This window comes from Amycolatopsis sp. NPDC057786 (assembly GCF_042797905.1).
Taxonomy (GTDB): Bacteria; Actinomycetota; Actinomycetes; order Mycobacteriales; family Pseudonocardiaceae; genus Amycolatopsis.
Window position 1 is genome coordinate 1 of sequence record NZ_JBHVKW010000020.1, and the last position, 23,485, is coordinate 23,485.

The window sequence follows — 23,485 nt, forward strand, 5'->3', positions numbered from 1 at the left end:
TCCTTCCCCTCGGCTCAGCCGAGGGGAAGGAGGCCTTCACGCGCTGTGGTACCGGATCGTATAACGGTCTATACGGCTTTGCCTGTGTGAGAATGGCCGTTTCGTGTGTCTGGATGGACGACCCGCGTGATCCGGCGGACGACACGCGGCGAAACTCGGCCGGGCGCGTGTCGTCCATCCAGACACGCGTGTCGTCCGCCCGATCACGCGAGTCGTCCGGTCAAGCACGTGAAACCTCGTGTCATGAAGGGACCCTTCATGACACGAGGGTCGGACCGTGCCGCAATAAGCTGCCGACATGATCGTCCGGTCCATCGCGCTGTTCGCGCTCGCCGCGCTCCTGGAGATCGGCGGCGCCTGGCTGATCTGGCAAGGCGTCCGGGAACACCGCGGCTACCTCTGGATCGGCGCGGGCGTCGTGGCGCTCGGGCTCTACGGCTTCGTCGCGACACTCCAGCCCGACGCGAACTTCGGCCGCATCCTCGCCGCGTACGGCGGAGTGTTCGTCGCGGGTTCACTGGTGTGGGGAATGGTCGCCGACGGCTACCGGCCGGACCGCTACGACGTCATCGGCGCCTTGATCTGTCTCGCCGGGGTCGGGGTAATCATGTACTCGCCCCGAGGTTGAGCGACCGGCGCTATTCTGCGCTGTGACCGTAACGGATTTCCCCGCTCCGCCTGCTGACAGACCCGGGCCGAAGCGAAGATTCTCCCCGCTCCTGTTGGTGATGATCCTGGTGGCGGTCGCCGGTGTGGGCACCGGGGGATACGGGTTCTGGACCCTCATGAGCTACCGCATGGTGAGCGTCCCCAGCGGCGGGATGTCGCCCACGATCCAACCGGGGGCGGTCGTGCTGTACCGCTGGACCCCGCTCCCCGAGATCCCTCGCGGAGCGGTCGTCCTCATGGATCTTTCCGCGTTCCCTGACTCGGCTCCGGGAGACGGCCGGATCGTCAAGCGGGTGATCGGTACCGGTGGGGATCAGGTCGTCTGTTGCACGCCCGACAACCTGATCACCGTCAACGGGAAGCCGGTCAAAGAGCCGTACACCGACGACGAGAACGGGTACGGCCGCAAGGAGTACATGCCCTTCACCGTCCAGGTTCCGCCTGGCGCGGTCTTCGTCGCGGGCGATCAACGGAACAACTCGCGGGACTCGCGGATCTACGTCGGCATGCCGGGCGACGGCGCCGTGCCGCTGTCGAAGGTGCACGGAGTGGTCGTCGGCAGAGGGAGCACCCTCGGTGCCGAGCCCTTTCCGCAGACCACGGCTTTCGTCGAGGCCGGACTTCCCGGGGATCCCGTGTCCGACACCGGGTTCCGTAGCTCGCGGAACCTCGCGTTCGCCGGCGCCGGGCTCGTCGTCCTCGGTGTCATCGGGGCGATCGTGACCGTTGTCCGCTCCGCCGGAAAACGACGAAGAGCAGCCGCAATCCCACCAGCGCACTGACCACCAGCAGGTTGTAGCCGAACATCTGGTGCAGCGTGACCCCGTCCAGCACCTCCGGGCCGGTCGCGCTGCCCAGCAGCAGCACGGCCATCAGCCCGGTGGCCACACCGACGAACGCCAGCAGGATCTCGTGCACCAGTCCGGTGACCACGTCGCGGTCGCGTTCGTCGGAGAACAGCCGGACGTTGACCGAAAGCCTGCCCTGCTCCAGCGCGTTGCCGATCCGGTCGACGCGGCGCGGCAGCCGCCGCAGCACCGGCAGGAGCGCCATCAATTCGTTGGTGGCCGTGGACCGCAGCGATTCCGGTCGCAATCCGGCACCTACCTGCTCGGCGGCGTAGGCGCGGGATTCGACGACGATGTTGAATCCCGGCGCCAGCGCGGCCAGCGTTCCCTCCAAAGTGGCCAGTGCGCGGAACACCGCCGCGATCGGCGGGGGCACGCTGAGCCGGAAGTCGGCGATCACCCGGAACAGGTCGGTGAACATGTCGAGATCGGGTGCCTGCCCGTGGTTGAAATGCTTGGCCACCAGGGAACCCAGTGCTCGTTCCAGGCGACGCTCGTCGATTTCGTCCGGCTGGTCGACGATCTCCAGCAGACCGTCGCGCAACGCGGCCGGGTCGCCGCGGTCCAGGGCGAGAATGAGGTTCTGCAGCCCGCCGCGCAGGCCCGAGTCGAGCCGTCCGACGGAGCCGAAGTCGAGCAGGCCGAGCCTGCCGTCGGTGAGCAGCAGGACGTTGCCGGGATGCGGGTCGGCGTGGAAGACGCCGCTGCCCATCACCTGGCCGAGTACGCACCGCAGCATCGACCGCGCGAGCCCGGCCCGTTCCGCGGCCGGGACCTGGTCCCGCGCGGCGGCGAGCGGTTTGCCTTCGAGGCGCCGCATCACCAGGACCCGCTCGGTGGACAGTTCTTTGTGGACGGTCGGCAGGGCGACCTCGGTGCCGGGGTAGGCCGCCGCGACCGCTTCGATGTTCCTGGCTTCGGTGCGGAAATCGAGCTCTTCGACGAGTGCGTCGGCGAATCCTTCGGCGAGGTCGACGACGCCGAGCGAACGCGCCCAGCCCGCGCGCTGGTCCAGCGCGGCCGCCACGCGGCGGACGATGTCGAGGTCCCGGTCGACCAGCGCCTGCACACCGGGCCGCTGCACCTTGACCACCACCTCCTGCCCGCCGCGCAGCTTCGCCCGGTAGACCTGCGCGATCGACGCGGCGGCGATCGGTTCCGGGTCGAACTCGGCGAAGATCTCGTTCGGATTCCCGCCCAGTTCCTCCCTCAGCACCGTCGCGACCTCGTCGGCGTCGGCGAAGGCGACCTGGTCCTGGAGTTTGCTGAGTTCGTCGACGAACACCGGCGGGAGCAGATCGGAGCGCGTCGAGAGGAGCTGGCCGAGTTTCACGAACGTCACGCCGCCCTCCTCCAGCGCGCGGCGCAGCGATCGCGCCAGTTTGGCGTGCCGGACCTGGGCGAGGCCGGGTTCGCGGCGGCCGGTGAGGTACCGGCCGAGGCCGTGCTTGATCGCGATCCGGGTGATCTGCGAGTAGCGCCGCGTCCGGGCCACGCGGCGCCGCACCGACCGGATCCTGCCGATCAGGCCGAGCCCCGAACCGGACGGCAGCGCGAGCTCCGCGACGAACAGGAAGATCAGCGTCGCCAGGAAAGCGCCGCCCGCCACCGGGATGACCAGCCCGGCGAAGGCCCCGCCCGTGTACATCGGAGAGGGGAACGCGCTGAGGATGCCGCCCGCGACCAGCCAGCCGAACCCGGCGGCGCAGAACGCGCGGATCACGCCGATCCGCACACCCAGCACGCGGCGGGCGGCGACCACCAGAGGCCACAGCATCAGCGCGTAGACGGGCAGGGTGAGCAGGCCGAGCAGCAGGTTCATGCCGAAGAGCACATCACGCGCAGTCCACGCGGGATTCCCGCTCCGGCGGGACGGTACTCACCCTCGAGAGGGAGCGGACCCCGAAGTTGTAGGTAGTGATCGCCTCCCCGGGCGCGAACAGGACGCCGACGACGGCCATCGCCGCCGCCGCGAGGAAGCCGGCACGAAGACCGAGGAGATCGCCGAGCAGACCGATGAGCGGCGCCCCGGCGGCCTGGCCGAGTGCCAGCGCCAGGAAGGCCACGCCGACACCGAACGCGGGCGCCGCCGGATAAGCCCTGGTGCCCCAGAGGATCAGTACGCCGGTCAGTCCGATGTAGACGGCTCCGAAGAGCGCGGCCGCGACGAGGAGCGCGGGCAGCGACCGGGTGGCGATGGCGAAGAGCGCCGTGGCGGCGGCGCACAGGACCATCCCCGCCGACCAGGCCCGCCGCAGTCCTGCCCGCGAGGTCAGTTCGGCGGTGAACGCGCCTGCCAGGCCGACCGCGCCGAGCACGATCCACACCACCGTCGAAGCGGTCTCGCCGAGCCCGCCGACGCTCACGGCGATGTCCCGGCCGAAGGTCCAGATCGCGGCGCTGGCCAGGCCGAGCGTCGCGGCGGCGGGCAGCAGCCGTCCGGTGGCGGGCGGGAAGAGCGGCACCGGCAGCCCCCGAGCGCGGTCCTCCTTGACCGGCGGCACGACCCGGGCGATCCACAAGGTCACGAGCGCAGAGGCCGCGGCGAAGGCCCACCACGCCAGTCGCCAGTCGCCGATGGCGAGCAGGGAGACCGGGCCGGAGATCAGCACGCCGAGCCCGGTCCCCGCGTTCACCACGGACTGGGCGCGGTCACGGCGGGTCGCCCGGACGACACGGGAGACCGCGTCGGCGAGCGAAGGGGAGGCCAAGCCTGTGCTGGCGCCGGCGAGGACGACACCGAGCGCGAGCACGCCGGCGTTCGGGGCGGCCGCGATCAACGCGGTCCCCGCCGTGGCCGTCGTTCCGGCGGCGAGCGCACCCGCCCGCGCGCCCCAGCGGGTCGTGATGGCGGTCGAAGCGGCGACGGCGAGGCAGTACGCGACGTAGCTTCCCGCCGCGATGGCGCCGAGAGCGCTGCCGCCGAGGTCGAACTCCGTCCGGAGGGTAGGCGCGAAGAGGCCGTACGCGTACCTCGCGAGTCCGTAGGAGACCGCGATCAGCGACAACCCGGCCGCGGTGAGGGTCAGTTCGCGTTTGTATGAAGACACCAGCTGCTCTCCTCCATATGTATACCGATCGGTATAGTCCTGGAGTGTTCCCGCCTTTCGCGCTCAGGTCAACCGATCGGTATACTCGGAACCATGCTGACCCCAGCCGGCGAACGCGTCCTGAGCGCCGCGAGTGAGCTCTTCTACCGAGAGGGCCTCAACGCGGTCGGTGTCGCGGCGGTGGCCGAAGCCGCCGGCGTCACGAAAAAGACCCTGTACGCGTGTTTCGGATCGAAGACAGAGCTCACCGTCGCGTACTTGCGACGTCGTCACGACGTCTGGTGGGCGTACCTCGAAGAGCGGCTGGCCGAAGCCGGGCGTCCTCGGGCGCTCGTGGTCTTCGACGCCTACGTCGATCACCCAAAGCTCGGCAGCGACCGGGGGTGCGCGTTCCTCAACGCGGCCGCCGAACTGCCCGCCGGGCATCCGGGACTCGACGTGATCCGGCGGCACAAGGCGGCGGTCCGGGCGAAGTTCGCCGACCTCCTCCGTGAGGACGCTCCCGCCGCGGCCGATCCGGAGCGGCTCGCGGAGCAGCTCTTCCTCCTGCTCGAGGGCGCTGTCGCGCACACCGGTATCGACGGGGACGCGCACCGCGTCACGCTGGCGAGGGAGATCGCGGAGATACTCGTGAGGGATACGCGCGGAGCCGGCGCACGCTAGAAAGAGCGCATGCGACTTTTCGGCCCGCTCGTCGACCGGGCGACCTACCGCCGGTGGGTGTACTTGATCCTCGGCGGCGCGCTGAGCGTGCCGTACATCCTCTTCGCCGCCATCGTGGTGCCGTCGTTGCTTCCCCTCGTCGTGACGGTGGAACGCGGCATCGTCGTCGCGATGATCACCGTCGTCCTGGTGATGGTCGCGTCGTCGTTCATTCCCGCCGTCCGGGTGCTGGAGGGGGCGGCCGTGCGGGAACTTCTGGACGATCCCGTCCCCGGCGTGACGTTCGGGCCCGCGTCGAGTTGGCCCGTCCGGCTGCGGTCGACCGCGATGTTCCTGCTGCACGTGAGCACCGGCTGCGTCGTCAGCCTGGTGAGCCTGGTCGTCCCGGTCGCGTTCGGATTCACGATCGCGGCCCCGTTCACCGGCCGGATCGCACTGTCCGCCGAGGACCCGATCGAGGTGCCGAAGGGCTGGGCGAGCGCGTGGATCCCGCTGGCGTTCCTGCTCGGTGTCGTCGTGCTCGCCTATGTCGTGTGGGGAGTGGGCGCGCTGCTGACCCGCTGCGCCAGGAGCCTGCTGGGGATCTCGGCCGCGGAGCGGATCGCCCAGCTGGAGAAGCGCACCGAACAACTCGCCGAACGCAACCGGCTCGCGCGCGAACTGCACGACTCGGTCGGGCACGCGCTGAGCGTCGTGACCATCCAGGCCGGCGCCGCGCGCCGGACGCTGAGGTCGGATCCCGATTTCACCGAGCAGGCGCTCACCGCCATCGAGGACTCCGCCCGCGCCGCGCTGGAGGACCTCGACCACGTGCTCGGGCTGCTGCGTGACGAGGCGTCGTCGAAGACTCCGCAGTCGGGGCTGGCGGAGCTGCCCGCGCTGGTCGAAGCGACCCGGCTGGCGGGCGCCGAGGTGGCGGCGGAGGTGCGGGGTGAACCGTCCTCGGTGCCGCCGGTCGTCTCCCGTGAGGCGTACCGGATCTTGCAGGAATGCCTGACGAACGCGCTGCGGCACGCCGGTAAGGTTCCGGTGACGGTCCTCGTCGACGCCGGAACGGAGCTGTTGCGCTTGCGGGTGTCCAACCCGCTCGGCGCCGCGGAGCCATCGCGCGACGGGGGCGGCCGGGGGCTGCGGGGAATGACGGAACGGGTGGAAGTGCTCGGGGGCACGATCACCGCGGGCCGCGCGGACGGATTCTGGAAGGTCGAGGTGGCGGTGCCATGGGGGAAACGGCGATGAGCATCAGGGTGCTGCTGGTCGACGACGAACAGCTCATCCGGGCGGGGCTGCGGGCGATCGTCGCCTCCGAGCCCGACCTGGAGGTCGTGGGCGAAGCGTCCGACGGCGCCGAGGTGCCGGGGCTGGTCTCGCGGTTCCGGCCCGACGTCGTGCTGATGGACGTCCGGATGCCCTCGGTCGACGGGATCCGCGCGACCACGCATCTGATGTCCACTATGGACAACCCGCCGAAGGTGATCGTGGTGACCACCTTCGAAAACGACGACTACGTCTACGACGCCCTGCTCGCCGGCGCGAGTGGCTTCCTGCTGAAGCGGGCCAGGCCCGAGGAGATCGTCGCGGCGATCCGGACGGTGGCGGCGGGGGAGTCGCTGCTGTTCCCGGCCGCGATCCGGCGGCTGGCCGCGCAGCAGGCGAACCGGGGCACGCAGGACGGTCTCGCCGGCGCCGGGCTCACCGAACGCGAGAGCGAGGTGCTGCGGCTGATGGCGGGCGGACTGTCCAATGTGGAGATCGCGGGCGAGCTGTACCTCGGGGTGCAGACGGTCAAGACGCACGTCGGGAACGTGCTCGCGAAACTCGGCGCGCGGGACCGGACGCAAGCGGTGATCAAGGCCTACGACACCGGATTCGTCACACCGGCGGGCTGAACGCGGTAGGGTTCCCGAGTGGACACCAACGTCAATCGCCGTCGCCTGCTGGGGCTGGGCACGGTCGCCGCCGCGGGCGTTGTGCTCGGAACGGCGCAGATCGCTCAGGCCGCCGAAGAGTCCGAATCAGACACACCCGCCGCCGACGCTTCGGCCGCCGCGCGCCGGATTTCCCAGGTGTACGCCCGGGAAACCGCGAAGGCGGGCGGTACCTGGTCGTCCTACGTCAGCGTCGCGGATTCAGCCGGGAACCTGGTGCCCGCCGTGTCCGAGCGGGCAGACGAGGTCGTCGAGGCGTACAGCGTCAACAAGATCGCCGTCGCCGCCGCGGTGCTCGACAAGGTCGACCGCGGGCTGCTCACCTTGGACCAGCGCGTCGACGTCACGGCCGACATCGTCATCAAGGACACCGACGGCATCTTCGCCCTCGACGGCGCGTACCCGAGTTCGGTGACGCTCGGGCACGCGATGGCCGCGCTGCTGACGCTGTCCGACAACACGGCCGTCCGGCTGTGCGGGCTGGTCTGCCCGGCCGCGGAACTCAACGAGATCTTGCGCGGCAAGGGATTCGTGCACACGCAGGTCGTTCCGGTGGCGAACCCGAACCGGTTCTTCCTCGGCAAGACGACTCCGGCCGAAACGCATACGCTGCTGCGGAAACTGGTCGGTGGGACGCTGCTTTCGGCGAAGTCCACCGAGTACCTGCTGAACATCCTGCGTTCGCTGAGCGCGTTCACCGACGGCGTGCGGCTCGGCCTGACCTCGGCCGAGCGGCTGCGAGTCGCCACGAAGGCGGGCTGGTTCAACGACGGCCGCAACGAGGCCGGGGTGATGTTCAGCGCGGACGGCAAACCGGTCTTGACCTATTCGCTGTTCGCCTCCGGCGAGTTCGCGGGCGATCCCGCGGTGAACAAGGACGACTACGCCGCGACGCATCCGGCGTTGAAGGCGCGGGCGAAGCTCGGGAAGACGATGTTCCGTTCGGTCGAGAAACTGACGGCCGCCACCGCGCGCACCTACGTGACCGCCCCGTATCGGGCGACCAACGGCGGCTGAAGGACGCCTTCACCGCATAGGACGCGGTGAAGGGCGCTTTCGTCGCATGTGATGCGGGGAAAGCGTCCTTCAGCTACTCCAGGGCGTCGAGGATCAGTGCGGCCATCGCGGCCGGATCCCCGTTTTCCGGGCGCAGCAGCAGATCCGGGCTCTCCGGCTGCTCGTAGGGAGCGTCGACCCCGGTGAACCCGCTGATCTCGCCCGCCCTCGCCTTCGCGTACATCCCCTTGGGGTCGCGGTCTTCGCAGACTTCGAGCGGGGTGTCGACGAAGACTTCCAGGAACGGCAGCCCCGCCGCCTCGTGCGCGGCGCGGGCGAGTTCGCGGTCGGCCCGGTACGGACTGATCAGGGAGACCACCGACACCACCCCGGCGTCGGCGAACAGCTTCGCGACCTCGGCGACACGTCGGACGTTCTCGGCGCGGTCGGCGGGGCTGAAGCCGAGGTTCCCGTTCAGCCCGTGCCGGAGGTTGTCGCCGTCCAGCAGGTACGCGGGCCTGCCGGACGCGACCAGCCGCCGCTCCAGTTCCACGGCCACGCTCGACTTGCCCGACGCGGAAAGCCCGGTGAGCCAGACGGTGAGCCCGCGGGTCGCCCGTTCCGCCCTGCTGACCGCGGCGGTATGCCAGACGACGTTCGACGCGGTCACGCTCGGGCCGGTGATCATGCCCGCCGCGACCGTCGCCCCGGAGTGCTCATCGACGAGGAGGAAGCCGCCGGTGGAGCGGTTGCGGCGGTAGGCATCGAACAGCAGCGGCTGCCGTGCGCGCAGCCGGATCCGGCCGATTTCGTTGAGTGACAACGATTCCGCGGTCTCGTCGCGGTGCAGGGTGGTGACGTCGAGCCGATAGTCCAGGTCGCGGATCTCGGCCTTGGTCTCCCTGGTGGTGTGCCGCACGACGTAGGTGGAGCCGGGTGTCAGTGAGCTCTGTTCGGAGAACCAGCACACCATCGCGTCGACGTCGCGGCCGGTGTGGGGCCGGTTGCCGGGGCGGCAGATCAGATCGCCGCGGCCGAGGTCGAGGTCGTCTTCGAGTTCGATCGTGACGGCCTGCGAGGCGAAGGCTTCGGTGACCGTGGTGCCACCCGGGCCCCAGATCGCGCGCACCGTCGTGGTGAAGCCGGACGGCAGCACGGCGACCTCGTCACCGGGTTTGAACACCCCGCCCGCGACGGTGCCCGCGTAGCCGCGGAAGTCGCGGCTGTGCTCCCGGATCACGTACTGCACGGGGAATCGCGCGTCGATGAGGTTGCGATCCGAGGCGACGTGCACCTGTTCGAGGTGGTGCAGCAGGGAAGTGCCTTCGTACCAAGGCATACTGGCGCCCCGGTGCACGACGTTGTCGCCGTGCAGCGCCGACATGGGCACGAAGGTGAGGTCGTGCACTTGGAGTTTCATGGCGAAGCGGCGGAACTCCTCGCGGATCTCCTCGAAGCGTTCCCGCGACCAGCCGACCAGGTCCATCTTGTTGACGCACAACACCAGATGCGGGATGCCCAGCAGGCTGGCCAGGAACGCGTGCCGCCGCGACTGTTCGAGCACGCCTTTGCGGGCGTCGATCAGGATCAGCGCGAGATCCGCGGTGGACGCGCCGGTGACCATGTTCCGGGTGTACTGCACGTGCCCCGGCGTGTCGGCGATGATGAACTTCCGCCGAGGCGTGGCGAAGTAGCGGTGGGCGACGTCGATGGTGATGCCTTGTTCGCGTTCCGCGCGGAGACCGTCGGTCAGCAGCGCGAGGTTCGGGTACGCCTCGCCGCGGTCGCGGCCGGCACGTTCGATGGCTTCGAGCTGGTCGGTGAACACCGTCTTCGAATCGAAGAGCAGACGGCCGATCAGGGTCGACTTCCCGTCGTCGACACTGCCCGCGGTCGCGAGGCGGACCAGCGAAGCGCTCATCAGAAGTAACCTTCCTTCTTCCGGTCTTCCATGCCCGCCTCGGAGATCCGGTCGTCGGCGCGGGTGGCGCCGCGTTCGGTGAGCCTGCTGACCGCCACCTCGGCGACCACTTCACTCGGCGACGTCGCGGTCGACTCGACGCAGCCGGTGTAGGTCGCGTCGCCGACGGTACGGAAGCGAACCGTTGCCTCGTAAGGACTTTCACCTTCGTTCAAGGTGAGGAACCGGGTGTGCGCGAGCAGCATGCCGTCCCGCTGGACGACCGGGCGCCGGTGCGAGTAGTAGATCGACGGCAGGTCGACGTTCTCGGCTTCGATGTACCGCCAGATGTCGAGTTCGGTCCAGTTCGACAGCGGGAAGACGCGGATGTGCTCGCCCTTGCGGTGCCTGCCGTTGTAGAGGTTCCAGAGTTCCGGCCGCTGATCGCGCGGGTCCCATTGGCCGAACTCGTCGCGGAAGCTGAACACGCGCTCCTTCGCGCGGGCCTTCTCCTCGTCGCGCCGGGCGCCGCCGAAGACCGCGTCGAAGGAATGCTCGCGGATTCCCCGGAGCAGGGCGGTGGTCTGGAGACGGTTGCGGCCGGCTTTCGGGTCTTCGACGACCCGGCCCGCGTCGATGTCGTCCTGGACGCTGGACACGATCAGCCTGAGCCCATACGTGTCGACCGTGCGGTCACGGAACTCGATGACCTCGTCGAAGTTGTGCCCGGTGTCGACGTGCATCACCGGGAACGGCGGCGGTGACGGCCAGAACGCCTTGGCCGCCACATGGAGCATCACCATCGAGTCCTTGCCGCCGGAGAACAGCAGCACCGGCCGTTCGAAGGTCGCCGCGACCTCGCGGAAGATGTGCACGGCTTCGGCTTCCAGTGCTTCGAGTTGGGTGAGCTCGTATGCCGGGGACGCCATCGTGACCTCCGTGGTTCGAGACCAGAAAAGTAGAACAAGTTCTTGTGCTTGGTCAAGGGCTGGGGGACGCTGTCGGCATGGACCTGGTCGCGCTCGAAGAGATCCGTCGCCTCAAAGCCCGCTACCTCCGCTGTCTCGACCTCAAGCTGTGGGACGAGATGGCCGGAACCCTGACCGCCGACGCGCACGCGCGCTACGGCACGCCGTCGTACGGCAAACCGCTGACCTTCGAAAGCCGCGAAGCGATCGTCGAGTTCTTTCGGAACGCTGTCGGCCCCGGCATCACGACGGTGCACTTCGCCGGGCAGCCGGAGATCGACGTCGACGGCGACACCGCGACGGGCACGTGGCTGATGCGGGACAAGGTGATCGTGCCCGAACACCGGGTGATCATCGAGGGCGCCGCGTACTACGAGGACACCTACCGGCGGGTGGACGGCGTATGGCTGACCGCCTCGACCCAGTACGACCGGCTGTACGAGACGATGATGTCGATGGACGACGTGCCGAGCCTGAAGCTCACCGCGAACCGCTGGTCTTCCTGACGCACGAACCCGGAACATGCGTGCTTGAAGCCGTAACTCGCGTGTCTGGGGCCGGAAGACAATGCCGATCCCGGCTCGGGTGTGTTACGCCTCCGATCACGCGTGTCTGGGGCCGGAAGACACGATCTGCGCATTGGTCCTCTGGACGCGGTCCTTGCGCGTGCAACGACCGCATTCAGAGGACTAAACGCGGGGGTGGCGGCCCCCGGATTCGGCGGTGACGGCGTCGGCGGTGGCGACCAGCGCCGCGCCCCGCCTCGCGATCTCCGCGCCGGTGATCGGTTCGCCGACCGAAAGCGTGAGCACCAGTTCCTGTCGCCCCGAAGCGTCGAACGTCGGCGCGGCGAGCAGGCTCACGGCGTGCTTGCGACGCGGCTCCAGGTCGGCGCTGAGGTAGACGCGCTCGCCGAGGCTCGAGACGAGTTCTCCCACCAGGCCCCGCACTTCCGGCGGGAGTTCCTCGGCGCCGACGCCCGCCATCAGCGCGTAGAGCCGCCGCCCCGCGGAAGTCAGGCTCTCCACCAGGTATCCGTGTTCCCGGCATTCGGCGACGACGCGACGCAGGTGCGCTTCGTCCAGCCGCACCGGCACCGCCGGGGGTTTGGTGAGCCACGCGTCGAACGCGGTGTCGGAATCCCACAGCACGTACATCAGGCCGACCGGTGGCGCGAACGGGTAGGTCTCGCCCAGTTTGATCCGGCCGGGACCGGCGCTCTGCAGCATCAGGATCCGGTCGCCGACCACGGCCGACGCCGTGCACGTGGCGCCGTATCGCCTGCTCAGCTCCTCCAGATGACGGCGCGCGACCTCGCTCGCGCCGAATCCCTCGCTCGCGACGCGGCCGGCGGCGACCATCGCCGGGCCGAGCCGGTACGTGACCGGCTGAGGGTCCCGGACCAGGTAGCCGCCCGCCGTCAGCTCGGTGACGATGCCGAGACAGGTCGGTTTGGCCAGGTCCAGCTCGCGGGCGAGTTCCGACAGGCCGAAGCGACGGCCTGGGTGCGCGGCGAAGAAGTCGAGCAGCCGCACGACTCGCTCGGTGGGCGGTGAGCGCCGGGTCATTGACCCATCCTTAGAACGCGTTCTAGTCTGATGGCACGAAGAACGTACCAAGTCGGTACATATTTGTACCAGTATGAGGAGTCGCCGGTGCTCACTCAACCGTTCGCGGACGCGATCGTCGAAGCCGAGAAGATCATCGCGGAGGCGCCGCATATCCGGACCGAACAGGATCTGGTCGAGGGATACGACTATCTCGCCGGCAGCATCCGCGCTTCCCTGCAGATGGCGTGGGCCTACGAACGGGACTATCCGTTCTTCACCCAGTCCACCGGGCCGTACACGAAGATGGGCCTCGACAACCCGGACACGCTGTACTTCAACGCGAACATCCGCGAGGACCGCGAATACGTCGTCACCGGGACGCGGGGGAGCACGGCCGACGTCAGTTTCCAGGTCCTCAACGGCGATTACTCGCCCGTCGAGGTGCCCGACAGTCTGGCCGCCTTCGACGACCGCGAGATCGAGATCGCCGAGGACGGCTCGTTCGAACTCCGCTTCGGGCCGCCGAAACCCGACCCGGGACCGAACTACTTCGTCCTCGGCCCTGGTTCGTCGATGCTCGTGGTGCGTGAGGTCTACAGCGACTGGGCCACCGAACGCCGCGGCACGATCCAGATCCAGTGCGCCGACACCGCGGGTGGCGCGCCCGCGCCGCTCACCCGCGACGGGCTGGCCAAACGTTACGGCGTGACCGGCAAGATCCTGCTGAGCAGGCTCCGCACCTTCCTCGCCTTCCCGAAGTGGTTCTACCTGAACCTGCCGGTGAACACGATGACCGAGCCGCGGCCGACGCCGGGCGGCCTGACCACGCAGTACTCGTCGGCCGGGCACTACGAACTCGGCGACGAAGAGGTCATGATCGTGACGGTGCCGCGTTCGGACGCGCCGTACCAGGGCATCCAGCTCGGCAGCGTCTGGTATCTCTCGCTGGACTACATCAACCATCAGACGAGCCTCACCGCCGACCAGGCGCGGGTCGACCCGGACGGCAAGATCCGCTTCGTGATCAGCGAACGCGACCCCGGCCTGGCGAACTGGCTCGAACGCACCGGACACGACCGCGGCTACGTCCAGATCCGGTGGCAGCGCCTGTCCCGCGCGTTCGAGAAGGCCGACGGGCCCGAGGTCGAGGTGGTGAAGTTCGGCGAACTCGCCGATCGGTTGCCCTTCTACGACGACGCGTGCGTGACCCCACAAGAGTGGGCGGACCGGATCTCGGCCCGTCAGCAGGCCGTCGCGGCGAGGATGCTGGGATGACGGATCTCTTGCGGGACAAGGTGATCGTGGTCTCCGGGGTCGGCCCGGGCCTCGGCCGGTCGATCGCCGTGCGCTGTGCCGCGGCGGGCGCCGACGTCGTCCTCGCGGCCCGCACCGAGTCCCGGCTCGCCGAGGTCGCCAAGGAGGTCGACGCGCTCGGCCGCCGCGCGGTCGCCGTGCCCACCGACATCACCGACGACACTTCGGCGGCGAACCTCACCGAGGCCGCGCTGGAGGCATTCGGCCGGGTGGACGCCTTGGTGAACAACGCTTTCGCGATCCCGCCGATCATGGATCTCGCCGAAGTCGACCTCGCCGACGTACGGGCGGGCTTCGAGACCAACGTGCTCGCCGCACTGCGGCTCACGCGCCTGTTCACGCCCGCGCTCGCCGAGAGCGGCGGTTCGGTGGTGATGATCAATTCGGCCGTGCTGCGGCATTCCCGACGGACGTTCGGCGCGTACAAGATGGCGAAGGCGAGCCTGCTCGCGCTCGCACAGAGCCTCGCGTCGGAACTCGGGCCGCGCGGGATCCGGGTCAATTCCGTGGCGCCGGGTTACATCTGGGCGGATTCGCTGAAGTGGTACTTCGCTTATCTGGCCAAGGAACGCGGGGTGCCGCCGGAGCAGGTGTACGCCGAGACGGCGGAGACGATCGACCTGCGCCGCCTGCCGGAACCGGACGAGATCGCCGACACCGTCGTGTTCCTGGCCTCGTCGCTCGCCCGGTGTGTCACCGGTCAGTGCCTCGACGTCAACGCCGGCGAATACCACCACTGAGAGGGAGAACATGCTGCCAGGGCGGGAAAACGTCGGCACCATGGAGGATCTGCACGCGTCGGCGGCGAAACTCACCGGGTTGGACGACTTCGGCGGCGACGATCATCTCGAAGGTCTCCGCGTGCTGCTGGATTCGTACGCAGGCGAGGCGGGGCTGACGCCGTACGGCAACAAGATCCATCGCGCGTTCCTGCGCGGCGCCCTGGTGGCGAGGTCGTTGAGCGAGGCCTCGTGGAAGCAGAATCCGGAATACGCCGAAGTTCCCATCGAGCGGCCGATCTTCGTCACCGGCCTGCCGCGCACGGGGACCACGGCACTCCACCGGCTGCTCACCGAGGACCCGGCGCACCAGGGGCTGGAAGTCTGGCTGACCGAGGTGCCGCAACCGCGCCCGCCGCGCGGGACCTGGGCGGAGAACCCGGTCTTCCAAGGGATCCAGGCGGGTTACGAGAAACACCACGTCGAACATCCCGAGTTCATGGGCCTGCACCACATGTCCGCCGACCAGGTCGAGGAATGCTGGCAGCTCCTGCGGCAGTCGCTGAAATCGGTGTCCTACGAATGCCTCGCGCACGTGCCGTCCTACTCGCGCTGGCTGGACGGCCAGAGCTGGACCGACGCCTATCGCAGGCATCGGCGCAACCTGCAGCTCATCGGCTTGCCGGACGCAGGACGCCGTTGGGTGCTCAAGAACCCGAGCCATCTCTTCGCGCTCGACGCGCTGCTGGAGGTCTATCCGGACGCGCTGATCGTCCAGACCCATCGCGCGCCGAGCACGATCGTCGCGTCGGTGTGCAGTTTGAACGAGCAGGCGTCGGTGGGCTGGTCCGACGTCTTCCGCGGGGAGGTGATCGGCCGCAGCCAGCTGGATCTCTGGGCGCGCGGTGCGGAAAAGGCTTTGGAGGCAAGGAAACGGCACGACCCGGCGAGGTTCTGCGATGTCCGGTACGAGGATTTCGTCGCCGACCCGATCGGTACGGTCGAGGGCGTCTACCGGCATTTCGGGCTGCCGCTGAGCGAAGCCGCCCGCGAGGCGATGACCGTGGTGCACGCCGAAAGCCGTTCCGGGGAAAGGAAACCCGTGCACCGGTACGACCTCGCGGACTTCGGGCTCACCGAGGGCGAAGTCGACGAACGCTTCTCGGCCTACCACGCCGCCTACGCCCTCTGACTCCCTGCATTCAGTCCTACGAAATGCGGGAGGTCAGAAGCCCGCGGCCGCGCGTTGCGAGGGGAGGCCGCGCGTCGTGATCCCACGCAGGACCTCGACGCGGTCCGAACCCGGCCGCCCGAGCACCCAGCTCGACCCCGGGACCTCCTTGGCCCGCTTCTTCAGCGGCGCCAAGAGCCGGGAAGCATCCTTGTAGGACCGGATCGCGCCGTGCCCGCACACCAGGGTCGCCAGCGAAACCGTCACCGGCAGCCCGTCGGCCGACCACGCCGTGTCCAGCAGCGCGGCGGCGACCGTGCCGATCTCGTCGACGTCGCAGGCGATCAGGAAGTCGTCCCCGCCGACGTGGCTGACGCGCATCCGGCGCAGCCGGGCCTCCAGATCGGTGAGGGTCCGGCCGAGCGTGCGGATCAGGTCGTCGCCCGCGGCGAACCCGGCGGTGTCGTTGACCGTCTTGAACGAATCGACGTCCAGCCAGGCCGCGACGAACGGCTCCCGCGCGTTGATCCGGCGGTCGACGTCCCTGGCGACGGCGTCGCTGCCGGGCAGGCGAGTCAGCGGGCTCAGCGAGACCGCCTCCTCGACCTTCGCCTCCGCGACCCCGCGGACGACCTCGTTCACCAGCACCACGCCGACACACCGGCCGCGGTCGTCGACCACCACGACGTCGTCACCGGTCCGGCCCCAGTCCGCGTCGGTGACCAGTTCGAGGAATTCGAGCGCGCTCGCGTCGGCGTGGATCGTGTGCGGCCGGTCGGCGAGCCGCGACGCCGGCCGTTTGGCGTGCAGGGCATGGCCGTACAACCCGGTGACCGCGACCAGGAACCGTGTCCGGTCGATCGACCACTGTGGACGGTGCCGGTCGTCGATGCCGACGATGCCGCTCGGCCCGTCGGCGGCGGCCAGCACCTCGCGCACGTCGTCGCACGTCGCGTCTTCCGGCAGTGTGTTCGCGGGCCGGAGGAAGTCGCCGACGCGGCGGGCGCGGGCGGTGCCGGGGATGAATGGTCCGGGCGCGTCGGGCGCGGGCAGCGGCGCGTGGTCGCCGTCCGGCGGGGCGAGCAGGTTGCCCTGTGCGATCCGCACGCCGAGCCGCCGCGCGGACTCCAGCTGCTCGGTGGTTTCGAGGCCGGTCGCGACCAGGCGGTTGTCGGTGCGCGACGCGAAGTGCAGCACCGCCTCGACCACCGCGACGGCGGCCGGGTCGTGCGGCAGGCCGCGCAGCACGGTGCGGTCCAGTTTCACCAGGTCGACGGGCGCCGAAGCGAGCAGCGTGAGCGGGAGGTCGCCGCGGCCGAGGCCGTCGAGCGCGAGCCGGAAACCGACTTCGGTCAGCCGTCGCATGCCGGTGAGCAGCAGGTCTGCGGGGATCTGCGTGAACGGCGGCCCGATCTCCAGCACGACGTCCCTGGTGCGGCGGCCCGCCAGGCTGAGCGCGTCGGTCAGCGGGTCGAACTGCACCGGCGGTGCCGCGACCGTCCGCGCGGACAGGTTCAGGTGCAGGGGGAGGGTGGCCTGCGGTTCGCCCAGCTGCCGGACGGCCTCGGCGGCCAGGCCGACGTCGACCTCGGCCAGCCTGCCGCTGCGCCGGGCGTCGGCGAGCAGTTCGTGGGCGGTGCCGCGGCCTGGCCGTGCCAGTGCTTCGAACGCGACGACGCCACCGGTGTGCAGGCTGTACAACGGCTGATAGGCGAAGCGGACAGCGATCTGCAACGTCACAAGCGAATATTCGCCGGTGGCGGCACGAAACGAAATACGTGTCAACTGATGTTCATCGCGAAGGCACCTGGGTTACCTAGAACGGCGTAACGCACGCCACCCGATCAGGTGTTTTCTTACTGGCCATGGTGACATCCGGAAAAGTGCCGACATCGCTTCGGTGGTATCCGAAACATCTTCGCGGCCGCTGGTGAATGCCCGCTGGAGCGAGATGGGCAACGCGAAGAACAAATCGAAGAACACCGGGACCAGATCGGGCGGCATCCCGCACAGCGCCCGCAGCCCGTGCCGCCGCAGTCCGTGCACTGTGCGTGCCGAGGACGGCCACAGCGCGCGGTGCGCGGCCGACGCCACCGCGGCCGGACCTCGATCCCAAGCCCGGACGACGGCGTCGGCCACCGGATCCGCGAGCCGGATCGACGTCGCGACGCTGTACCCGGTCGCCGGATGCACCAGGGCGGCGGCGGTCCCGAACGGCACGGTCCGGCCGCGTCGCGGCACCGGCACGTCGAGCACGATCCGAACCCGTTCCTCGCGGCCCCGCGGAGCCAGCCCGATGGCCCTCAGGCGGGCTCGCAGCCGCGCCGCCAGGACGTCGAGCGGCAGGCCGGGTCGGCGGGCCAGCGAGGTCTCCTCGACCAGGACGGTGCCGTCGCCGAGCGGCAGTACATAGAGGAATCCGGACTCGGTCTCCCGCCAGTCCATGAACACGGCGGTGTCCAGGTCGTCCACCAGTCGCAGCGCGTCCTCGGCCGGGAGGACGGCGCCGAACGCCGTCTGTTCGTACCGGTCGCCTCGCGGCCGGACACCGGACGCGTCGACGTACAGGCCGGTCGCGAGGGTTCGTCCGTCATCGAGGCGCACGGACGAACCCTGCCTGCCGTGGTCCACACCGGACACCGTCCCGGCGACGACGTCGTAGCCACCGTCGAGCCACCGGCGCAGGCCTGCGTTGTCCGTCACCAGGTAGCGGCGATCCAGGACGTGCGGCCTGGTTCCGAAGGCGAGGGTGGTCGAAGGCGCGCACGCGATGGCGCTCCCGGGCAGCGCGGGCAGTTCGTCGGCGAACAACCCGTAGGTCGCCCGCCAGCGCCGACCAGGAGCGGGGTCGATGAGGGTCGTTTCCAGGCCGCGCCGGGCGCAGGCACGCGCCAGCGCCCGCCCGGCCGGGCCGCCGCCCGCGATCACCACGTCCGCCACCTGGGCAGTGTCTCTCAAAGCCCCGACAGATACCGTGTGACGCATGGAACAGACGGACCCGAGGGCGTGGCGGCGCGATCCGGAGAGCGCGAACGCCGGGTTCAGCGACCTCGCCACGAGCCCGTTCCGGATCGACCGGGACCGGATCGCCGCTTCGCCGTTCTTCGCCAGGCTCGGCGGCGTGACCCAGGTCGTCAGCGCCGGGGGAGCCGGGTTGCTGCACAACCGGCTCACGCACAGCCTCAAGGTCGCGCAGGTGGCGCGCGCCATCGCCGAGCGGATCAACGCGAGCGGCGACTCCGCTGAACTCGCCGCGAAACTGGGCGGCTGTGATCCGGACGTCGCCGAGGCCGCCTCGCTCGCGCACGATCTGGGACATCCGCCGTTCGGGCATCTCGGCGAGCAGACCCTGGACCGGATCGCCCGCCACCGCTTCGGCCTCGCCGACGGTTTCGAAGGCAACGCGCAGTCGTTCCGGATCATCACCACCACCGACGTGCGCGGCCCGTCCGCCTCCGGGCTGGACCTCACCACGGCGGTGCGCGCAGCGGTGCTGAAGTACCCGTGGGCGCGGTTGCACGTGCCCGACCCGCATCCGACGTCGATGCCCGTCCAGCCGCGCGGCGCGGCCGAGCCCGCCGACGCGCCTGGCACCGGTGCGAGCAAGTTCTCCGCCTACAGCACCGAACTCGACGACTTCACCCAGGCGCGGGCGCCGTTCGACGGCCGGATCGAACCCTGGCAGCAGACCGTCGAAGCGTCCGTGATGGACACCGCCGACGACATCGCCTACGCCATCCACGACCTCCAGGACTTCCATCGGATCGGGGTCCTGCAGCACGCTCCGGTCGCCGCCGAGTTCTCCGGCTGGGTCGACCACGCGCTGGAGCTGGCCGCGCTGGACGAGGCGACCCTGACCGCGGAACGGCGCCTGCCCGGCCGCTCGCTGGAACGGCTGCGCCGCCGGATGCACGCCAAGGACGGCTGGATCGTCGACGACGACGCCTTCACCAGTGCCGTCGCCCGTGTCCGCGCCGAACTCGTCGACGGCCTGCTCGCCACCGGCTTCGACGGCTCCATCGAGGCCGAGCAGGCCACCGCCGCCTTCTCCTCGAAATGGACCGCGCGGCTCGTCGACGGCGTCCAGGTGGTGGCTTCGCCTTCGACCCGGACAGGGCATCTCACGTTGCGTCCCGCCCAGTGGCACGAGGTTCAGGTGCTGAAATTCGTGCACCGGCGGTTCGTGCTGCTGCGCCCGGAACTCGCGCTGCACCAACGCGGACAGGCGAGCCTGGTGACCACGCTGGTCGACGCGCTCGACGCGTGGCTGCTCGATCGCGACGAGTTCTACCGGCTCCCGCGACGGCTGCACGACTTGGTGGAATTGGCGCAGTCCGAGTTCTCCGCGCTCGCGCGGACCTCGCCGGAACTGCTCATCGGAGCGACCGGGGAACCGGTCACCGGTGCCGACGCCGTTCGCGGTCTGGCGCGCGGGCGGGCGGTCGTCGACTTCGTGGCGTCGCTGACGGACAAGCAGGCGGTGACCCTTTTGGACGCCTTGTCGGGCCGTGCTTCGCAGCCCTGGTCGGACTCGTTCGTCCTGTGACGACGCGATTACCCTGAACGGCCCACGACCTGCGGCCGAATCCGGAAAATCTCCCTCCGACGTCACCCGAACGGCTCCTGCCGCCGGTGCGCGCCCGGTACTTAGCTTGATCGAGCCGGTGATCGCCGGCGTCGGTCAGCGTGAGTCGGGGCACGCGCCTAGGAATCGGAGGCGCACGTGCGTCCAACCCGTTCTAGCAGGAGAAGAAGAACGATCCTGACCGCGGGCACCGCTGCCCTCGTCACCGCGCTCGGCCTGGTGAGCCCGCCCGTCGCGGCGGCGGAAAGCGGATCGTCCCCGGACGCGTTCTCGGCGAACACCGTCCGGCAGATCGAGGCGCTGCAGTCGCTCAAGAAGAGCCAGAGCGTCGGCGAGTCCAAAGTGGACAGCCGACTGCTCGTCGAACAGAAACTCCGCGCGCAGCGGATGTCGGCCTCCGCGGTTCCCGCACTGGGGTCTGGGGCGAATGTCTCCGCGGCCGGCACCGTTCTCGTGGACATCCGGGGCCAGGTCTCGGAAGAACTCCTCAAGGGACTGCGTGAATCCGGTGCGGGGATTCGTGCGGTGTCCGAACGGTACGGCAGCGTGCGCGCCGAGATTCCGCTGAACGCGGTCCCGGCGATCGCGGCCCGTGCCGACGTCAAGAAGGTCGAGACCGCCAACGAGGCGTTCACCGCCCGCCAGCTCGCCGAGCCCGCCACCGCGGGCAAGCGGGAAAGCAAGGAAGAGAAGGCCGCCCGGATCGCGGACGAGCTGAAGAAGGCCGTCGACGCCAAGGGACAGCCGGGTATCGCCGCCGGACCGGTCAACAGCGAGGGCGACCGCGCGCACAACGCCGACACCGCGCGCCAGCAGTTCGGCGTCACCGGCGTCGGCACGAAGATCTGCGCGCTGTCCGATGGTATCGACTCGCTCGCGACCTCGCAGGCACGCGGCGAACTCCCGGCGGGCGTCGACGTGATCCCCGGCCAGGAAGGCGACGGCGACGAGGGCACCGCGATGCTCGAGATCATCCACGATCTCGCGCCGAACGCGTCGCTCGGTTTCGCCAGCGCGTTCAACTCCGACGCCAGTTTCGCCGACAACATCCGCAAACTGCGGTTCGACGCGGGCTGCGACGTCATCGTCGACGACGTCCTGTACTTCAAGGAATCGCCGTTCCAGGACTGGATCATCGCCCAGGCCGTGAACGACGTGACCGCCGACGGCGCGCTGTACTTCTCCTCGGCCGGTAACGAAGGCAACGTCACCGACGGCACCTCGGGCCACTGGGAAGGCGACTTCGTCGACTCCGGCAAGAGCGTCGGCAAATACGCCGGTACCGCGCACAACTTCGCCGGTGCCGACGGCAACCAGATCTTCCAGCCGCTCTCGAACGCGTCGGGCCGGGTGCCGGTCACGTTGTTCTGGTCCGACCCGCTGGGCGCCTCGAACAACGACTACGACCTGTACCTGCTGAACGCTGCGGGCAACGTCGTCGACTTCAGCCAGGACGTCCAGAGCGGAACTCAGGACGCCTACGAACGGGTGGACACCACCGGCGTCGCCGGACTGCGCCTGGCCATCGTCAAGTTCTCCGGTGAAGGCCGCTACCTTTCGCTGTCCGCGCTGCGCGGCCGGTTCTCCGACTCGGCCGACGGCCTCAAGGCCTACACCAGCCCCGGCGTGACCGTCGGCCACTCGGCCGCGCGGGACGCGTTCAGTGTCGCGGCGGCACCGGCGGCCAAGGCGTTCCCCCGTGCCCTCGAACCGGGCGACCCGGCCAACCCGGCGGGCCCGTTCCCCGGTGCCTTCGGCGCGGCCACGAAGGTCGAACGGTTCACTTCGGACGGTCCGCGGCGGATGTTCTACCAGGCCGACGGCACGCCGATCACCCCGGGCAACGTGTCCGGGACCGGTGGTGAGGTCCGCGCCAAGCCGGACATCACCGCGGCCGACGGCGTCTCGACCAGTGTCACCGGTTTCACCACGTTCTACGGCACGTCGGCCGCCGCGCCGCACGCCGCCGCGATCGCGGGCCTGGTGCTCTCGGGCAACCCGGGGCTGCCCCCGGCCGAGGTGCGCGAGGCGCTGATCAACACCGCCGTCGACATCCTGGCCCCTGGCCGCGACAACTCCAGCGGCGCGGGCGTCGTCCTCGCCGACAAGGTGCTCGCCTACACCGGTGCCAGCCCGCAGCCGCTCGCGTCCGCGGGACAGCCGACGGTCACCCCGGCCGACGGCGGCTCCGCGCTCGACCCTGGCGACACCGCCAAGGTGACCCTGCCGGTGACCAACCGCGGCGACGGCACCGCGACGTCCACCAGCGTCGTGCTCTCCAGCCCGACCCCCGGTGTCACGGTGGCGCCGCGGTCGAAGTCGTACGGCACGATCAGCCCCGGGCAGACCGGCGTGAACGACTTCACGATCACCGTTCCCGCCACGCAGGAACTCGGGGTGCCGGTGGTGCTGAACGCGCGCGTGACCTTCGCGGGTTCGTACTCGCCGACGACGTCCACGTTCTCGCTGCCGGTCGGCACTCCGTCGCCGGTGACGCAGAACTTCGCGTACGCCGGTGACGCCGTGGCCATCCCGGACAGTGACCCGACCGGTGTCACCGTGCCGATCACGGTGAGCGGCGTCGGGCGCGCGTCGAAGCTGACGTTCTCGGTGGACGGGGCGACCTGCGGCACCGACCAGACCTCGGCGACGGTGGGCATCAACCACTCGTACGTCGGTGACCTGGTCGGCACGCTGACGTCGCCGTCGGGTGCGAAGGCGACCGTGTTCCAGCGCAGCGGCGGCTCGGGCAACAACCTGTGCCAGGTCGTCTTCGCCGACAACGCGGCCACCGCGTTCAGCTCGGTGAGCGCGGCGAACGCGCCGTTCACCGGCACCTACAAGCCGGCGCAGGCGCTCGGCGGCCTGGCCGGTGTCGCCGACGGCATCTGGAAGTTCACCGCGGTGGACGTCGCCGGTGGCGACACCGGGTCGATCCGTGCGATTTCCTTGCACATCAACGGTTTCGTTCCGCCCGGGGTGGCGGAGCGGCCCGCGGGTGTCGGGAAGTCGGTGGGGCGCGGACCGGTGAAGCCGGTCTAGTCCTTTCGGCTCGCGCGTGAAGGCGTAACTCGCGTGATCAGAGACGTAACTCGCGTGATTGAAGGCGCGACTCGCGAGTTAC

General features: G+C 69.6%; 19 protein-coding genes. 12 read left to right on the top strand and 7 right to left on the bottom strand.

Annotated elements, in window-relative coordinates:
• Nucleotides 1–298: 298 nt before the first annotated feature.
• Both ACFVM3_RS14200 and lepB read left to right on the top strand, forming a co-directional pair.
• Entirely contained in the window at nucleotides 299–628 is a 330-nt protein-coding gene (locus ACFVM3_RS14200; protein WP_378438711.1) for a YnfA family protein, read from the top strand.
• Nucleotides 629–728: 100 nt separating this feature from the next.
• Complete coding sequence (gene lepB, locus ACFVM3_RS14205) at nucleotides 729–1,451, top strand: signal peptidase I (RefSeq protein WP_378438713.1); 723 nt, start codon at nucleotides 729–731, stop codon at nucleotides 1,449–1,451.
• On the opposite strand, the gene ACFVM3_RS14210 is transcribed toward lepB, so the two are convergent.
• Together ACFVM3_RS14210 and ACFVM3_RS14215 are read right to left on the bottom strand one after the other, a co-directional pair.
• A complete protein-coding gene (locus ACFVM3_RS14210; protein ID WP_378438715.1) occupies nucleotides 1,375–3,339 on the bottom strand; it encodes an ABC1 kinase family protein in 1,965 nt (654 codons plus the stop codon). The genes lepB and ACFVM3_RS14210 overlap by 77 nt on opposite strands.
• Nucleotides 3,340–3,352: 13 nt before the next feature.
• Nucleotides 3,353–4,567 carry an MFS transporter gene (locus ACFVM3_RS14215; RefSeq protein ID WP_378438717.1) on the bottom strand — a complete coding sequence of 405 codons (1,215 nt, stop codon included), beginning with the start codon at nucleotides 4,565–4,567 and terminating at the stop codon, nucleotides 3,353–3,355.
• 93 nt (nucleotides 4,568–4,660) lie between these two features.
• Here ACFVM3_RS14215 and ACFVM3_RS14220 point away from each other — a divergent pair, with 93 nt between their 5' ends.
• The 4 genes from ACFVM3_RS14220 to ACFVM3_RS14235 are packed head-to-tail and all read left to right on the top strand — an operon-like array spanning nucleotide 4,661 to nucleotide 8,175.
• A complete protein-coding gene (locus ACFVM3_RS14220; protein ID WP_378438719.1) occupies nucleotides 4,661–5,230 on the top strand; it encodes a TetR/AcrR family transcriptional regulator in 570 nt (189 codons plus the stop codon).
• Between the two features lie 9 nt (nucleotides 5,231–5,239).
• On the top strand, nucleotides 5,240–6,469 hold the full coding sequence (locus ACFVM3_RS14225) for a sensor histidine kinase (RefSeq protein ID WP_378438721.1): 1,230 nt from the start codon (nucleotides 5,240–5,242) through the stop codon (nucleotides 6,467–6,469).
• Nucleotides 6,466–7,119, top strand: a complete 654-nt coding sequence (locus ACFVM3_RS14230; RefSeq protein WP_378438723.1) for a response regulator — start codon at nucleotides 6,466–6,468, stop codon at nucleotides 7,117–7,119. Before ACFVM3_RS14225 ends, ACFVM3_RS14230 begins: the two co-directional genes overlap by 4 nt.
• Before the next feature lie 18 nt (nucleotides 7,120–7,137).
• Nucleotides 7,138–8,175 carry a serine hydrolase gene (locus tag ACFVM3_RS14235; protein ID WP_378438725.1) on the top strand — a complete coding sequence of 346 codons (1,038 nt, stop codon included), beginning with the start codon at nucleotides 7,138–7,140 and terminating at the stop codon, nucleotides 8,173–8,175.
• 73 nt (nucleotides 8,176–8,248) lie between these two features.
• On the opposite strand, the gene cysC is transcribed toward ACFVM3_RS14235, so the two are convergent.
• Together cysC and cysD are read right to left on the bottom strand one after the other, a co-directional pair.
• A complete protein-coding gene (gene cysC, locus ACFVM3_RS14240; protein WP_378438727.1) occupies nucleotides 8,249–10,075 on the bottom strand; it encodes an adenylyl-sulfate kinase in 1,827 nt (608 codons plus the stop codon).
• Nucleotides 10,075–10,983, bottom strand: a complete 909-nt coding sequence (cysD, locus tag ACFVM3_RS14245) for a sulfate adenylyltransferase subunit CysD (RefSeq protein WP_378438729.1) — start codon at nucleotides 10,981–10,983, stop codon at nucleotides 10,075–10,077. The genes cysC and cysD overlap by 1 nt, the downstream gene beginning before the upstream one ends.
• A 77-nt stretch (nucleotides 10,984–11,060) precedes the next feature.
• Here cysD and ACFVM3_RS14250 point away from each other — a divergent pair, with 77 nt between their 5' ends.
• A complete protein-coding gene (locus tag ACFVM3_RS14250) occupies nucleotides 11,061–11,528 on the top strand; it encodes a nuclear transport factor 2 family protein (protein WP_378438731.1) in 468 nt (155 codons plus the stop codon).
• Between the two features lie 183 nt (nucleotides 11,529–11,711).
• Here the strand turns inward: ACFVM3_RS14250 and ACFVM3_RS14255 are convergent, their stop codons facing one another.
• Entirely contained in the window at nucleotides 11,712–12,590 is an 879-nt protein-coding gene (locus tag ACFVM3_RS14255) for an IclR family transcriptional regulator (protein WP_378438732.1), read from the bottom strand.
• 87 nt (nucleotides 12,591–12,677) lie between these two features.
• Here ACFVM3_RS14255 and ACFVM3_RS14260 point away from each other — a divergent pair, with 87 nt between their 5' ends.
• From ACFVM3_RS14260 to ACFVM3_RS14270, 3 genes are read left to right on the top strand one after another with little or no spacing between them, the layout of a single operon-like run.
• A complete protein-coding gene (locus ACFVM3_RS14260) occupies nucleotides 12,678–13,847 on the top strand; it encodes a hypothetical protein (RefSeq protein ID WP_378438734.1) in 1,170 nt (389 codons plus the stop codon).
• Complete coding sequence (locus ACFVM3_RS14265; protein ID WP_378438736.1) at nucleotides 13,844–14,626, top strand: SDR family oxidoreductase; 783 nt, start codon at nucleotides 13,844–13,846, stop codon at nucleotides 14,624–14,626. Before ACFVM3_RS14260 ends, ACFVM3_RS14265 begins: the two co-directional genes overlap by 4 nt.
• Before the next feature lie 10 nt (nucleotides 14,627–14,636).
• Complete coding sequence (locus ACFVM3_RS14270) at nucleotides 14,637–15,797, top strand: sulfotransferase family protein (protein ID WP_378438738.1); 1,161 nt, start codon at nucleotides 14,637–14,639, stop codon at nucleotides 15,795–15,797.
• Nucleotides 15,798–15,830: 33 nt separating this feature from the next.
• Here ACFVM3_RS14270 and ACFVM3_RS14275 read toward each other — a convergent pair whose 3' ends face one another.
• Nucleotides 15,831–17,516, bottom strand: a complete 1,686-nt coding sequence (locus ACFVM3_RS14275; RefSeq protein ID WP_378438740.1) for an EAL domain-containing protein — start codon at nucleotides 17,514–17,516, stop codon at nucleotides 15,831–15,833.
• A gap of 72 nt (nucleotides 17,517–17,588) precedes the next feature.
• The gene (locus ACFVM3_RS14280) at nucleotides 17,589–18,716 is read right to left on the bottom strand and encodes a lycopene cyclase family protein (protein WP_378438742.1); all 1,128 of its coding nucleotides are present in this window, start codon (nucleotides 18,714–18,716) and stop codon (nucleotides 17,589–17,591) included.
• Nucleotides 18,717–18,759: 43 nt separating this feature from the next.
• Here ACFVM3_RS14280 and ACFVM3_RS14285 point away from each other — a divergent pair, with 43 nt between their 5' ends.
• Together ACFVM3_RS14285 and ACFVM3_RS14290 are read left to right on the top strand one after the other, a co-directional pair.
• A complete protein-coding gene (locus ACFVM3_RS14285) occupies nucleotides 18,760–20,322 on the top strand; it encodes a deoxyguanosinetriphosphate triphosphohydrolase family protein (RefSeq protein WP_378438743.1) in 1,563 nt (520 codons plus the stop codon).
• Between the two features lie 213 nt (nucleotides 20,323–20,535).
• A complete protein-coding gene (locus tag ACFVM3_RS14290) occupies nucleotides 20,536–23,403 on the top strand; it encodes a S8 family serine peptidase (RefSeq protein ID WP_378438848.1) in 2,868 nt (955 codons plus the stop codon).
• The last annotated feature ends 82 nt before the right edge of the window (nucleotides 23,404–23,485 follow it).